The following is a 14,138-nucleotide window of genomic DNA, read 5'->3' on the forward strand; positions in this document are numbered from 1 at the left end:
GTAGACGGCGTACAGGCAGCTGGCGCCTTGGCACTCAGGATCTTCCTCCGCCAGCCGGACGACGAGATCGTCGAGGTGGGTGAGGACCTCATCGGGGTCGAGGTCGAGCTCAGCCAGGGTGTGGACGGCGGTGCGCAGCCGTCCCATGACGGCCGCCGCGTGCAGGCCGTGCCCGGTGACATCGCCGACCAGCAGGGCGACACGGGCCCCGGACAGCGGCAGGACGTCGAACCAGTCCCCTCCCGCGCCGGCGTGGGCGGCAGCGGGCAGATAGCGATAGGCGGTCTCCACGGCAGGGTGGTCGGGCAGATCATGCGGGAGCAGGCTGCGTTGCAGAGCCAGAGCGGTGGTGTGCTCGCGGGTGTAGCGGCGGGCGTTGTCGATGCACACGGCAGCACGCGAACACAAGTCCTCTGCGAGGGCCAAAGCCCCCACATCGTACGGAGCGGAGTCGTGGTGACGGACAAAGACAGCCACGCCGAGCGTGACACCTCGCGCCCTTAGCGGCACCACCATCACCGAGCGTGCGCCGGACGCCCGCAATTTCTCGGCGATGCGTGTGTCGAAGGCCGACTGGTCGTCGGCATCCAGCTTCCGCTTGAGCTCCGACCGCCCGCCGACCAGACACCGGGCCTGGGGACTGCCCGGGGAGAACGCCACCGTGTCCCCCACGGCGAACGCAGCCTCCGGATCTCCCTCCCGCGCCGACCGGAGCCCCGACCGGCGAAGCAACGCCGGCTCGCCCACCGGACCGGGGGCCGGCTCCTCCCCACGTACTGTGGCCTGCAGCAGGTCCACGACGGCGAAGTCCGCCAGTCCAGGAACAGCCACGTCGGCCAGTTCCTGAGCGGTTCCCACGACATCCAGCGTGCTCCCCAACCGCGCACTGGCCTCGTTCAGCAGTTCCAGCCGCTGTTTGGCCCGATGGCCTTCGGTGACGTCGACGAAGGTCTGGCACATGCCCAGAACGTGCCCGGCCGAGTCTGTCAGCCGAAAGGACGAGGTGGACCACACACCGTCGCGCTCCAAGTCCGAGGGGAGGCGGCCGCGCAGCGGGAAGCCGATCGCCGACTCGCCGGTGTCCCGCACCCGTCGTAGGTGTTCTTCAGCCGCCTCGAAGTCGATGTACGGTGCGACGTCCCGGTTGCGGCGGCCGATGATCCGTTCGGCAGGCAGGGCGAGATCTCGTACGGCCACATTGTTGACGGCCCGGAACCGCAGATCGGTGTCCACCACGGTGATCGAGATCGGAGCCTGTTTGAACAGTGCTTCCAGGATCGCGTGATCGAACTCCAACTGCTCCACCTGCCGCATGTCGGCGGCATTGACCGACCAACCGGCCGGGCCCTGATCGCCCAGCACAGGACGCACGCGCAGCGCGACCCGCACCTCATGCCCGTCCCGGTGCCTCATGGCCGTCGCGCCGTCCCAGCCCTTGTGGGCTCCGTCCCTCCGGCGGCCCGCCATCAGTGCGGCTTCCCGGTCGTCGGGAGTGATCAGCAGGTCAACGGCGGGCGTGCCGCAGATGTCCGCTGGCCGATACCCGAGGAGGGATTCAGCCTCCCGGCTCCACAGGGAGATGCGGCCTTGGCCGTCCACGAACGCCGTGGCCTGCAAGACGTCCCACGATCCTGCGTCGGGGCCCCCGGAAGCCGTCGGTGTGCCCATCGGCATCAGCCCATTTCTGGCCTTGTCGTTGCCTCTCATGCTAGCGACCCAGGTCACGCAGTACTGCTCGAGAATGTGCCATAGCTGCCGAGCCGCTCCGGGCGCGTTGCTCTCGTCGGCAAAGGGGGCGGTGAGCCGGTCGACGGCAGGCAACCTTCCCTCGGTCCCGTGTCAACGGACTCGTGGAAGGCCCGTGCCAGAACGCCGCGTCACCATCGGATCCGAGTTCGGGCTGCACGCCCGGCCGGCCTCGGTGTTCGTCCAGGCGACAGCGAAGAGCGCCACACGCGTGAGCATCACCACGGGAGACGTCACCGTGGGCGCGACCAGCATTCTCGGAGTGATGAGTCTGGGCGCCGGCCAGGGAGACGAAGTGCTCCTGTCCATCGAGCGGCCCGATGCTGAGCGGTCGCTCGACGCGTTGAGCGAGATGCTGGCGTGCAACCTGGACGCTGTCGCGGCTCAAGAGGCCTGCCGCCAGGCTGAGCATGACGGAATGCGGTCGACCTCCGCGCCACTGTGCCGGAGGTCGGCCCATCCCACGCCCAGGTGCCATCTTGGCCAGGACGGCTTCCAGGGACAGATCTCTCCTCCCCACACAGCAGGTGTTCGATGGCAGGCTGGTGACATGACCAGCGATCCTCACCGCAACGATCTGGGGGAGTTCCTCAAGGCGCGCCGTGCCGAACTCGACCCGGCCTCCGTCGGCCTGCCCGAGGGCGGCCCGCGGCGTGTCAAGGGCCTGCGCCGTGAGGAGGTCGCCGTGCTCGCCGCCATCAGCACCGACTACTACGTCCGGCTCGAACAGGGCCGTATCCAGCCCTCGCCGTCCGTGCTGGACTCCCTGGTCCGGGTGCTGCGCCTGGACGAAGATCAGCGCGCCTACCTGTACGAGCTGGCGGCAAAGCACGACTATCGGCCGCCCCGCCGCCAACCGCGCCCGAAGGTCCAGCCGCAGCTGCAGCGCATGCTCGACGACATGGCGCACACCCCCGCCTTCGTGATCGGACCGCGCACCGAGATCGTCGCCTGGAACGCCATGGGCGCCGCCCTGATCACCGACTTCGCAAAGATCCCCGAGAAGCAGCGCTACTACATCAGGCTGCTCATCACGGATCCCGCGATGCGCGAGCTGTACACGGACTGGGAGGGCGTCACCCGCCTGGCCATCGCCCAGATACGCATGCACAACGCCAACAGCCCGGGCGACGCGAAGCTGGCCGCCCTGGTCGGCGAACTCTCGATCCAGGACGCCCAGTTCCGCCAGTGGTGGGCCGCCCACAACGTCGCCGTCAGGGACACCGGGTCCAAGCACCTGCGCCACCCCGTCGTCGGAGACCTGCACCTCGACTGGAACGCCGTCACGTGGGCCGCCGATCCCGATCTACAGATCATCGTCTGGACCGCAGAGCCCGGAACCCCAACCCACGACAACCTGCGCCTGCTGGCCTCCTGGACCGCCGACACCAGTAACACCGTCACCAGCAAAACCACCGGCTGAAGCCCCGCGACGGACCCGTCAGCAGGTATTCCCTCCAAAGGGGGAGCGTTTTCTCCTACGCAGCCCGCACCTAGGAAAAGGCTCTCCCTTCCTCGCGTGCCGCATCCCCTGGCACGCTCGACAACGAGGTCGAACCGCGCACTCCGCCCGCCCGCCTGCCAGGTGTCGCAGCGCAGCCGCTGAGGCGATCGAGGAGTGCTCCTTCGCTGCTTCGGCCTCGTCCGGCCGGTTCCTCAGCGCCGAGGCGTCGGGCCCGCCTTCTCATCTGTCAGGAAAGAGTTTCCTCCGGCATGTCACTGACCCAGTCCCGTCCCGGGGCTCCGTCCCGTCCTGCGACGTCGACGCTTGGCGTCGAGCTGCGCTGGACCGCGCGGCTGTGGGGCGTCCTCGCCGTCCTCTGCCTCGTGCTGTTCCTCGACGGCCTCGACGTCTCCATGGTCGGCATCGCCCTGCCGTCCATCGGCCACGACCTCGGTCTGGCCCCCAGCTCACTGCAATGGATCATCAACGGCTACGTTCTCGGGTACGGCGGACTGATGCTGCTGGGCGGACGCACCGCCGACCTCCTCGGCCGCCGCCGCGTCTTTCTGGCCGCGCTGGCCGTCTTCGCTGCCGCGTCCCTGCTCGGTGGCCTCGTCGACAACGGCTCCCTACTGATCGCCACCCGTTTCGTGAAGGGCGTGGCCGCCGCGTTCACCGCGCCGGCGAGCCTGTCCATCCTCACCACCACGTTTCCAGAGGGCCCGCAGCGCAACCGTGCGCTGTCGGTCTTCAGCCTCTTCGGCGCCCTGGGCTACTCGTCCGGCCTGATCCTCGGCGGCCTGCTCACCGGGATTGGCTGGCGTTGGACCTTCCTGATGCCGGTTCCGCTCGCACTGTTCGCCCTCGTTGCCGGCCTGACGCTGATTCCGCGCGACCGCCGGACCGAAAACGGCGGCCACGACCCGGCGGGCGCCATCACCCTCACCGCCGGCATGCTGCTCGCCGTGTACGCCGTGGTCACGGCCCCCGACCAAGGATGGGCCTCCGCGGCGACCCTCGGTACGTTCGCCCTCGCGGTCGTCCTGCTGTTCGCCTTCGTGCTGATCGAGAGGCGCGTCCGCCACCCCCTGATCCGCTTCGGCATCCTGCGCAAGGCCACGACCGTGCGGGCCAACCTCAGCATCGTCGCCCTCATGGGCTCCTACCTCAGCTTCCAGTTCATGATGACCCTGTTCCTGCAGGACGGACGCGGCTGGTCACCGCTCCGGATGGCCTTCGCGCTGCTCCCCGTCGGCCTGATCGTCGCCATCGGCTCGCCCCTGGCCGGACGCCTCGTCAACCGTTTCGGCAGCGCACCGCTGATCATCACCTCGATGACCTCGGCAACCCTCGGCTACGTCTGGTTCCTCGCCACCGCGGGCTACACACCCGACTACGCGGTCACCATGCTCCCGTCGCTGCTGCTTCTCGGCGGAGGCTTCGCCTTCGGCTACAGCGCCATCATGTCCCAGGCCACCGAGGGCATCGACGACTCCGAGCAAGGCCTCGCCTCCGGCCTGGTACAGACCTCCGGCCAGGTCGGTGCTGCCCTCGTCCTCGCCGTCCTGACGGCCGTGCTCGCCGGGGCGGGCCAGAGCGGTGCCGACTTCACTCCGTATCGGCCCGGCCTCGGACTGGTCTCCGGCGTCGCGGCCATCGGACTGCTCCTGAACCTGGTCCCCGTCCTCAGTCTGCGACGACGGTGAGCGGGAAAACTAGAATAAAGAATCAAATCACCGGAAAACGGAAAAAGAAGGCAGAAGAGAAAGGCACCTATGATGGACAACTACATCTTCGACCTCGACGAGAACGTCACACGCACTCCCGTCTCGTACAAGAACCGGTTCGGCATCACCATCGCGGCCGACCTGTATCTGTCGAAGGACTTCGACGACTCCCGGCAGCATCCGGCGATCATGATTGGCCCCCCGTACAGCGGCGTCAAGGAGCAAGGGCCGGGGATCTACGCACAGAACCTGGCAAAGCGCGGCTTCGTCGCCCTCGCCTTCGACCCCTCGTACAACGGCTACAGCGCCGGCGAACCGCGCCATGTGTCGTCACCCGACATCTTCGTCGAGGACTTCAGTGCGGCCGTGGACTACCTGGGCACGCGTGACTTCGTCGACCGCGAGCGCATCGGCGGAATCGGCCTCTGTGGCAGCGGCGGGTTCCTGCTCAGCGCCGCCCAGGTCGACCGGCGCATCAAGGCCGTCGCAACCGCTGCGATGGTCGACATCTCCAGGATGGCCTCCAAAGGCCCGCTCGACTCCCTCACCGAAGAGGAACGCAACGCCTACCTCGACACCCTCGCCCAGCAGCGGTACGACGATTTTCTGAACGGCACGCCCGTGCTCGGCCCGCGCGGTGCGCCGATCGGGTTCGACGAGAACACCGACCCCGTCGGTCGCGAATTCGGCGAGTTCTACTCGACGCCGCGGGGCTATCACCCCAATTCCATCACCCAGTTCACGCTGACGAGCAGCATGTCGTTCATGAATTTCCCGCTGCTCACCCACATCAAGTCGATCTCGCCGCGACCGATTCTCTTCATCACGGGCGAGGACGCCTTCTCGAGGTACTTCAGCGAGGACGCCTACAAGGAGGCGGCCGAACCCAAGGAGCTGCACCTCGTCCCGGGCGGAAACCATGTGGACCTCTACGACAGGACGGACGCAATTCCGTTCGACAAGCTGGAGGAATTCTTCACCAAGAGCCTGGCATAAGCAGCTCATGCCGGTCCGATGATCGCGGCCAGTCCGGTCATCACGGTCAGGTGACAGCAACAGCGAGCGAAGTCGCCGCCAGAGAGCAGGCCACGGTCGGCCGCCTGGGACATCATGACGCCCCGGTGCGCCGGCCGTCGCACTGACGGGGCTGAGGCAGGCAGATCGTCGATCAATACGGGCAGCACCAGCCCGGGGGGGGTAGCGCGGCAAGCCCGGGCGTCGCAGGCCCATCGGCGCGACTGAGACGCCACCGGGCCGAGCCCCCCATCGTCGAGCATGTGCGGCATGACGGCACCGTAGGTGCTGAAGGCCGACCGCGGCGAGTACGGGCACGATCGGCAGCTGGACCACGTTCGGCATACTCATCGGCGCACTCACGGCCGGAACCCGCACCGGCTGGCTGGGCTGGCGGCTGCCCACTCCTCGAGATCGTCTCCGGCACCGTGGAAGAACCGCGAGTCGAAGCTTCCCGGGGCTTCGAGGGCGGGCGCGGATCCGTATCGAAGCTCGCAGTGGACCTACAGGTAATGACCGGAAGCCAGGGCATTAAGGTTGCGGTGCAGGGTCGACTGGACCCCGTACTTGATGCAGGTGCGCTGGCGGACGACGCGCATATGCCGCGCAACCCGTCACCGCCAGTGCACTCGCCGGGCAGCCAGACCTGCGCCCCCCAGAACGCCCCTCCCGTTCATCCACCGTATCCTCGGCCGTCCCGGTGAGGGAGTCCCCGGCGCCGGCCGCCGCGAGGCACAGCAGTTCGTCCGACCGGGCCTCGAGCGCGGCGGTGAGCCGGTGCAGGTACTCAGCGCGCCGGGCAGACCGGCATTCCTGCCCAGCGGGCTGCGACCATGCTGAGCGGGACTCGCCCGACGGCCTCCTCGGTGGCCGGGTCGACGCTGCGGTCTACCCGGCCACCCTCGCTCTCGACGAGCATGCCACCGGTGAGCATCAGCCTGGTCCTCTCAACGGGAACCGTCGGAGTGCCCTTGCTCAGTCTTAACCGCGGGCCTACGCGCTCGGCGCCGCGTCATTGTCCGACAGCTGGACCTTGCTGGTCTCGGGCGTCCGGGCTACGACGAGCAGTCCGAACAGCGCAGCTGCAATCACGTAGTAGGCGGGTGCCACCGGGCCGAAGTAGGCCACCAGCACGCCTGCGAGGAGTGGGGTGGTGCCGCCGAACAGTCCTTGGCCAATCGTGTACGACACGGCGTGGCCGGAGTACCGCGACGAGGTGCGGAAGAGCTCGAGCATGGTCGCCATCGAGACGGGGCAGAAGAGCACGATTCCGATGCCGATCAGCAACTGGCCGATGAACGCCCCCATGAAGTCGGCCTGCTCGACCAGCAGCATTGCCGGCAACGCGGCCACCGCCAGCCAGACGAGTCCGACGACCATCATCCGGTTGCGACCGACCCGGTCCGACAGGGCACCCGCGAACGGGATCAAAACCGTGACGATGATGGAGGTCAGGGCCTGGGCCCCCAAAGCGGTGCCGGGGCTTACTCCGATGTTGCTCACCAGGTGGGTGTACATGTACGTCATCAGTAGATAGGCCGCGACACCCTGCGGCGCAACCAGCAATACGACCCGGACCAGCGACGGAAGGTCGTGTGTGAGGGCGGTCTTGAGCGGATTGGCCACAGGGGCCTTCTTGCGGGCCTCGACGAACAACTCCGGGTCGTTGAGCCGCCGCCGCAGCCACAGCCCCACGACCGCGAGCACCCCGCCGAAGAGGAACGGCAGCCTCCAGCCCCACGCTGTGAAGGATTCCTCGCCCATGCCCACGCGCAGCCCCAGGAACAGCAGCGCGAGGAAGGCGTTCGGCATGTACGAGGCCGCATAGACGACGCTGACCCAGCGTCCGCGGCGGCCGGCCGGACTGGACTCCACCACGTAGGTCAGGGCACCGCTGTGTTCGCCGCCGGCCGAGAAGCCCTGGAGCAGGCGGCACAGCATGAGCAGCAACGGTGCCGCGATGCCGATGGTCTCGTAGGTGGGCAACACACCGATGAGGGCCGTGCTGCCGCCCATCAGCAAGATGGTGGCCGACAGCACCCGGACGCGCCCGTACCGGTCGCCCAGGTAGCCGAAGAGGGCACCACCAAGCGGGCGTGAGACAAAGGCAATGCCGAAGATGGCCAGTGTGCTCAGAATTGCGACTGTCTGGCTCGAGTCCGCCGAGAAGAACAGCGCGGCGAGGATCGGCGCGTTCAGTCCGTAGACGTAGAAGTCGTACCATTCGACGAAGCTGCCGACGGCCCCACCGAGCAGGCGCCGGCCAGGGCTGTCGCCGGGTGCGTGGGTCTGGGCCGAGCCCGGCTCGGGAGCCGGGCCTGGGCTCGGTTCGAGAGCCGTGGTCGGTGGCGCCGGGTCGGAAGGGAGCGGGTGTTCCGTAGGCATGGCAAGGCCTCCTTAGAGGGTCGGCACGAGAGGGTGTTCGGCGAGTTGCCAGAGGGCTCGCCCGGCGAGGCGCCGACCGGATTCCGATGAGTGGGCAACGTCGTCTCAGGCTTGATCAACGCCGCGGGATTCCGGAGACGACCAGGAGCGGTACTGGCCTCGACCGTGTCGATCTGGTCGCTCCCCTTCGGTGCGACCCCAACGTCCACCGATGACGGCCGCCGTCCGTTCGGTGGTGTACCCAGCACGATGTGGCATGTACTTGTCATGCAGCTTTCATCGGCTGCTCAGCGGTCACCGGGCGGCACGCTCAGTGGAATGCTCGGCCGCCGTCCACGGCCAAGGCGGCCCCGGTGACGAAGGATGACTCGCTACCGGTCAAGAACAGGACGGCTCGGGCGATCTCGATCGGATCGGCCATCCTCTTCATCGCGTAGTTCTGCACGTTCCACCCGTTGTCGCCCGCCATGGGGGTGTCCACCATGCCGGGGCAGACGCTGTTGACCCGGGTCTGCGGTGCCAGCTCCGCGGCGAGGGCTCGGGTCAGGTTGATCACCCCACCCTTCGAGGCGGCATAGGCGGAATGGTTCGGCGCGTTGGGAAGCAGCCCCTGGGCCGAAGCGATGTTCACCACCGTCGCGGCCGGCGCCCGCGTCAGCCACGGCAGGCAGCTGCGGATCACGATGTAGGTACCGGTCAGGTTGACCTCCAGCATCGTGCGCCACGCCTTGGCCGGAACGTCCGCCGCCGCACCCTGGAACATGATGCCCGCGGCGTTGACCACACCGTCGATTCCGCCGAGCGCCTCGGAGATCTCCTCGGCCGTCCGCGCCATCACCTCCTCGTTGGTGATGTCGACGGCGAACGTACTGCCGCCCGTCTCCTCACCGGTTCGGCTCAGACCGGCCTCGTCGCGATCGAGCAGGGCGAGGGCCGCCCCCTCGGCCGCGAAGAGCCGCGCCGTCGCGCGCCCGATCCCGGACGCCGCTCCGGTCACCACCACGCGCCGACCGCGCAGCCGCTGCGCCGGCTCTCCGGCGCCGGACCCCGCGGACTCGGCAAGACCTGCCATCATGACACTCACCTCGCTGTGCTCATATTTGTGGCTCCTGTGTGCAAAGCCGTCGGTCAGCGCATCACGAACGCGTTCGCAGGGGCGTCGTCCCGCGTCGAGATCACCACGCTCTTCGTCTCCAGGTACTCGTGCACCGCCTCGATCCCGTGCTCCCGGCCGAGGCCGGAGCGCTTCGTACCGCCGAAGGGCACCATGTAGCTGTACGCGCGGTAGGTGTTGACCCAGACTGTGCCGACTTTCAGGGCCTTCGACATGCGCATCGCTCGACCGATACTCGTCGTCCACACCCCTGCAACGAGGCCGTAGGCGACGTCGTTGCCGAGGCGGACGGCCTCCTCCTCGTCGTCGAACTCGATGATCGACAGGATCGGCCCGAATACCTCCTCCTGGGCGATGCGCATGTCGTTGGTGACGCCGTCGTAGATCGTCGGCTCGACGAACTGGCCGCCGGTGAGGCCGGGGCCTGTCGCGGCCCTGCCGCCGAGCAGACGGCGGGCACCGTCCGCCTCCGCGACATCGATGTAGTGCAGGACCTTCTCGAACTGGGGCGGAGTGGCGATAGGGCCCACGTTGGTCGCGGCGTCCATCGGGTCCCCGAGCCGTACCCCGCGGGCGAGTTCGAGCAGCTTCTCGGTGAACTCCTTCTTGACCGAGCGCTGCACGAGCAGTCTTGATCCCGCCGCGCACATTTGGCCGGCCGCGCCAAAGATGCCTGACACGGCCCCGGTCGCGGCCAGATCGAGGTCGGCGTCGTCGAACACGATGTTGGGCGACTTGCCGCCCAGCTCGAGCGAGACCCGCTTCATGGTCCGCGCCGCGGTCTCGTAGACCCGCATGCCGGTCACGTCGGAACCGGTGAAGGTCACCTTGGCGACATCGGGGTGCTCGACCAGCGCGCTGCCGACCTCCAGACCCAGACCGGTGACGACGTTGAAGACGCCGGCGGGCAGACCGGCCTGCTCGGCGAGGGCGGCGAACTCCAGCGTGCTCACCGATGCAAATTCGGAGGGCTTCACGACGACCGTGCACCCGGCTGCCAGGGCGGGGGCACACTTCACCGCGGTGAACCACAGGGGCGAGTTCCAGGCCGTGAGAGCGGCGACCACGCCGATTGGCTCCCGGTTGGTGAAGGCCACCATGTCGGGCTTCTCGAGGGGGATCGAGGCGCCCTCGATCTTGTCGGCGAGTCCCGCGTAGTAGTACCAGCACTCCGCGACGGACCTGAGCTGTCCGCGCACCTCGGCAAGGAGCTTGCCGTTGTCGCGAACCTCGATCTCGGCCAGTCGGTCCAAGTGTTCCACGACGAGATCCGCCAGTCGGCGCATCACCCCGCCCCGCTGAGACGCGGACATGTCCGCCCACGGGCTACTCGTCAGTGCCTGTCTGGCGGCGTCGACCGCACGTGCGACGTCCTTGACGCCGCCACGGGCGATCCGCGCCCAGACCTCACCCCGGTACGGGTCGACGCTGTCCAGATGGTCGCCTCCCTCGGGATCCACCCACTCACCGCCGATGTAGAGTTGATGTTCCTTCACGTGTCTCTCCTCCAGTCCAACAGTTGCCGCGGCCGGCTGGCAGCACTTCACACCGGTCGAACCGGCTGATCGGGACGCCGTCGAGCCGCACGCCCGCGCTGACGTCCGTATCCATCGCCGGCGCGTCGACCCGGAGCCGTAAACCGATAGGTTCTCGGTCGGGCGGCACCGCGCGGGGGTCGTGGGACCAATCAGGCGATCGCGTCGACCAGGCACCGCGTGGCGGTGAACGCAGCCACCTCGCCCCCACCGCGCATCGCGAGAGGGCACGCGCCGCAAGCCGGCAATGATCCGGACGCTACAAAGCTCGTCTGCACCGTCAGCACGGTGCCGGGTAGGACACCTTTGTAGGGGAACTGACCCTCCTTGACCGGCCCGATGCCGTACGAGGTTGACCGGACCGCGTCCTCGAGCAGTAGTCCGGCGCAAGACAGATACACAACAGCATGTCGGTGAGCCGCGCTAGTCGCGGATGGACCGTCCAGATCTCTGTGAACTGCTGAACCCGGCTCAACGCGCTGGCGGGATGTGTCAGCGGTTCAGCAGCGATGGCGAGCATCTCCTCGCAGCGGTGCGTGGACGATATCCTGCATTGTGAGATTTCGTCAACCAGTTGGAATCGGAACTGCTCATCATGGTGTGTGTGGCGACTTGCCGCCGTCTGGAGTGCGATTCTCGTGCAGCTGTGGACGCAGCGTCGGCTCCCGGTTCTTGCCGACGACGAGACGGATCCGTGACCGCGGCAGCAACGTGCTCGTCGGTGGCGGCTGCCTGGGCCAGGCGACGGTCCCTGATGCCGGCCGACCGCACCCGCAACGCCAGGAAGTGTGAGTGGATCGGCCCGCGGGGTCCTTCCCGCCAGGTGATCTCGGTGAACGCCTGTCGTACGTGGCTGGTGACCGTGTCGGCCACCGAGGAGGGCTGGTAGCGGCAGCGGGGTCGTAGCCTGCGGCCGTTGCCGGACCAGGGCGGGGTGATGGACTGGGCGTCGTCAGGGTGGACTGTGATGTCGGAGCGGACGGCCCCGACGTAGTCGATGCCCCGGTCGGTCAGGCCGTTTCGGAAGTCAGCGTTCTGGCCGTAGCCGGAATCGGCCACCACCACCGGCGGCACAAGCCCTCACAGTTCGTCTGCTCGCTCAAGGCCCTGCAGTGCTGGTGGCGACGGCGACCGGCATTCTGCCGTCCTCGGGAAACGCCCCGTCGTCGACCGCCCAGGCGTCCGGGCCGATCAGCGGCACCACCCATGGGCGATCCGGCGCCGCATCGGCACCGGATACCAGGTGAACTGGTTCACGAACTGCTGGGGGTTCTCTCGTTCCCATCCGGCAACCGCGAGGTCATGGCCTGGACGGACTTGCGGCGACCGTCCATCATCAGTCCCCGCAGGGTGGCAGTCGCTCGTGGCCCGCTAGGCCCTGTCGTCAAACTCCCGTCGTCCGCCCGAAGGGCGGGCCCTGCGGCGTCAGGTGCGTGCTCTCGGCGTGCCGGGCGCAGACCCACGTACTGGACGTACTTGGGTCTGTGCCCGGTGCGGCGAGAGGGCGTGCATGGCGTCGCGGGGCAGACGGGAGTTTGACGACAGGGCCTAGTCCTTGCGCGGCACCGAGGCGAACACATCCGCCACGATAACGCCGGCTTCCCTCGAGCACGGTTCCCTTCACGTGCGTCCACACACCCACCATGCCGCTGACCACGACTACCCGGAAGGCCTAACGGAGTACTACTGGACCCACCAGGGCAGGGGCGGACATTGTGACGGCTTGTTTCGGTACCGCCGCCCGGGCGCGTCGGCCACGGCGGGTACCGTGACGTGGTCGTACGGATGGACGGGGACCGATGAGCGAGTCGCAGGCGCAGGAACCGGATGTGGAGCCGATCGGCGGCCCGGCGGCCCGGGAGGTCGATCAGCCGTCGCCCTCCGAGGGCGAACTGGAACGGGTCATCGGAGTGCAGGTGCGTCAGTACCGGGCGGCGACAGGACTGACCGTGGGAGAGCTGGCCACGCGTGCGGGAATCTCCAAGGCCATGCTGTCGAAGATCGAGAACGCCCGGATCTCGTGCAGCCTCACGACGCTCGCCCGGCTGGCGGCAGCCCTGGACGTACCGGTGACCGCGCTGTTCCGCGGTGCCGACACAGGGCGGGAAGCCGTTTTCACACCGTCGGGTCAGGGGGCGCGCATCGTGCAGCGCGGCTCCCGGGTCGGGCATGACTACACCCTGCTGGGCGCGCTGCGCGGTCCCCACAGACGCATGGAGGCGCACCTGGTAACGCTGACGCAGCGGAGCGAGGTGTTCCCGCTCTTCCAGCATCCGGGTACCGAGCTGCTGTACATGCTGGAGGGCGAGGTGGTCTACGGCCATGGCGACGCCGAGTACCGGATGGGTCCCGGTGACGCATTGCAGCTGGACGGGGAGGGCTTGCATGGCCCAAAGGAGCTGGTTACGCTCCCGATCCGCTTTCTGTCGGTGGTCGCGTACGGCGACACGCCGGCCTGAAGACGGCAAGGGGCACCCAGCTCTGTTCGCCACGTTCCGGGCCCTCTTCGCGATACTCGCGTGGCGATCAAGCCGCAGGACTGGGTCAGCGACGCGAGGCAGGTTCTCGGACACGCCCCCGTCGCTGACGGTGTGCGGTGGGCTCAGAACCGGCGTGGTCCCGGTCTCCGGACTCCGGGCCGAGCAGTTCCGCCTCGCGCCCGATCGTGGTGTCGTCACCGTGCCCGGTGCGCACAACGGTGTCGTCCGGCAGCACGAACAGCCGCGCGCGGATCGACTGGTTGATGACGGCCTCGTCGCTGTACGACCATCCCGTCGCCCCCGGACCGCCCCGAAAGAGTGTGTCGCCGGTGAAAACGCAGCCGAGGTCTGGTGCGCGGAAGCAGACCGCGCCGAGTGCATGGCCCGGTGTGTGGAGCACCCGCAGCGTGGTGGCGCCCACCCGGATCTCCGCTCCGTCGGACAGGTCGATGCCTCAGGTCATGTCGGGGTGGGTCAGTGCCCACAGGGCGTTTGTCGTCCGGGTGCAGCATGACCGGTGCGCCGGTCCGCTCGCGCAGCTCGGGCGCGACCCGGACGTGGTCGTCGTGCGCGTGGGTGCACAGGATGGCCTTCACCTCCCGGTCGCCCACGACGGACATGATGTCGTCGACGTTGTGCGGGGCGTCCATGACGACGCACTCGGTGTCGTCGCCGACGACCCAGATGTTGTTG

The 14,138-nt window shown here is 68.1% G+C and carries 9 protein-coding genes and 3 pseudogenes; 5 read left to right on the forward strand and 7 right to left on the reverse strand.

Features of this window, described 5'->3' with window-relative positions:
* A partial coding sequence (locus tag BZY54_RS08025; protein WP_158103826.1) for a SpoIIE family protein phosphatase occupies positions 1-1,617 on the reverse strand: 1,617 nt, incomplete at its 3' end.
* A gap of 124 nt (positions 1,618-1,741) precedes the next feature.
* Between BZY54_RS08025 and BZY54_RS55325 the strand changes: the two are divergent.
* The 4 genes and pseudogenes from BZY54_RS55325 to BZY54_RS08040 form a co-directional block, all read left to right on the forward strand.
* Positions 1,742-2,092 (forward strand): annotated as a pseudogene (locus BZY54_RS55325) (HPr family phosphocarrier protein); the annotation flags it as partial.
* A 204-nt stretch (positions 2,093-2,296) separates the two neighbouring features.
* A complete protein-coding gene (locus BZY54_RS08030; RefSeq protein WP_167413960.1) occupies positions 2,297-3,169 on the forward strand; it encodes a helix-turn-helix transcriptional regulator in 873 nt (290 codons plus the stop codon).
* 290 nt (positions 3,170-3,459) lie between these two features.
* Positions 3,460-4,896: an MFS transporter gene (locus BZY54_RS08035; protein WP_086724014.1), complete on the forward strand. Its 1,437-nt coding sequence runs from the start codon at positions 3,460-3,462 to the stop codon at positions 4,894-4,896.
* Between the two features lie 69 nt (positions 4,897-4,965).
* On the forward strand, positions 4,966-5,913 hold the full coding sequence (locus tag BZY54_RS08040; protein WP_208640589.1) for an alpha/beta hydrolase: 948 nt from the start codon (positions 4,966-4,968) through the stop codon (positions 5,911-5,913).
* Between the two features lie 805 nt (positions 5,914-6,718).
* Here the strand turns inward: BZY54_RS08040 and BZY54_RS50790 are convergent.
* The 5 genes and pseudogenes from BZY54_RS50790 to BZY54_RS08070 all read right to left on the reverse strand — a co-directional run.
* Positions 6,719-6,865, reverse strand: coding sequence for a hypothetical protein (locus BZY54_RS50790; RefSeq protein ID WP_158103828.1), 147 nt, complete (start codon positions 6,863-6,865; stop codon positions 6,719-6,721).
* Between the two features lie 59 nt (positions 6,866-6,924).
* On the reverse strand, positions 6,925-8,316 hold the full coding sequence (locus tag BZY54_RS08050; protein WP_086724016.1) for an MFS transporter: 1,392 nt from the start codon (positions 8,314-8,316) through the stop codon (positions 6,925-6,927).
* A 310-nt stretch (positions 8,317-8,626) separates the two neighbouring features.
* Positions 8,627-9,391, reverse strand: coding sequence for an SDR family NAD(P)-dependent oxidoreductase (locus BZY54_RS08055; protein ID WP_208640590.1), 765 nt, complete (start codon positions 9,389-9,391; stop codon positions 8,627-8,629).
* A 53-nt stretch (positions 9,392-9,444) separates the two neighbouring features.
* A complete protein-coding gene (locus tag BZY54_RS08060) occupies positions 9,445-10,926 on the reverse strand; it encodes an aldehyde dehydrogenase (RefSeq protein ID WP_086724018.1) in 1,482 nt (493 codons plus the stop codon).
* 750 nt (positions 10,927-11,676) lie between these two features.
* Positions 11,677-12,332 (reverse strand): annotated as a pseudogene (locus BZY54_RS08070) (transposase); the annotation flags it as partial.
* Positions 12,333-12,764: 432 nt separating this feature from the next.
* Between BZY54_RS08070 and BZY54_RS08080 the strand changes: the two are divergent.
* Positions 12,765-13,424, forward strand: coding sequence for a helix-turn-helix domain-containing protein (locus tag BZY54_RS08080; RefSeq protein ID WP_086724024.1), 660 nt, complete (start codon positions 12,765-12,767; stop codon positions 13,422-13,424).
* Positions 13,425-13,509: 85 nt separating this feature from the next.
* Here BZY54_RS08080 and BZY54_RS08085 read toward each other — a convergent pair.
* A pseudogene (locus tag BZY54_RS08085) lies at positions 13,510-14,095 on the reverse strand (MBL fold metallo-hydrolase).
* Positions 14,096-14,138 lie beyond the last annotated feature (43 nt).

Origin of the sequence: Streptomyces carpinensis (assembly GCF_002154505.1) — a bacterium.
Taxonomy (GTDB): domain Bacteria; phylum Actinomycetota; class Actinomycetes; order Streptomycetales; family Streptomycetaceae; genus Streptomyces; species Streptomyces carpinensis.

What these genes read in the sequence shown, in the direction of transcription:
- BZY54_RS08055 (WP_208640590.1), bottom strand. Translation starts at nt 9,391, where the DNA reads ATGATGGCAGGTCTTGCCGAGTCCGCGGGGTCCGGCGCCGGAGAGCCG.
- BZY54_RS08030 (WP_167413960.1), top strand. Translation starts at nt 2,297, where the DNA reads ATGACCAGCGATCCTCACCGCAACGATCTGGGGGAGTTCCTCAAGGCG.
- BZY54_RS08050 (WP_086724016.1), bottom strand. Translation starts at nt 8,316, where the DNA reads ATGCCTACGGAACACCCGCTCCCTTCCGACCCGGCGCCACCGACCACG.
- BZY54_RS08040 (WP_208640589.1), top strand. Translation starts at nt 4,966, where the DNA reads ATGATGGACAACTACATCTTCGACCTCGACGAGAACGTCACACGCACT.
- BZY54_RS08080 (WP_086724024.1), top strand. Translation starts at nt 12,765, where the DNA reads ATGAGCGAGTCGCAGGCGCAGGAACCGGATGTGGAGCCGATCGGCGGC.
- BZY54_RS50790 (WP_158103828.1), bottom strand. Translation starts at nt 6,865, where the DNA reads ATGCTCACCGGTGGCATGCTCGTCGAGAGCGAGGGTGGCCGGGTAGAC.
- BZY54_RS08035 (WP_086724014.1), top strand. Translation starts at nt 3,460, where the DNA reads ATGTCACTGACCCAGTCCCGTCCCGGGGCTCCGTCCCGTCCTGCGACG.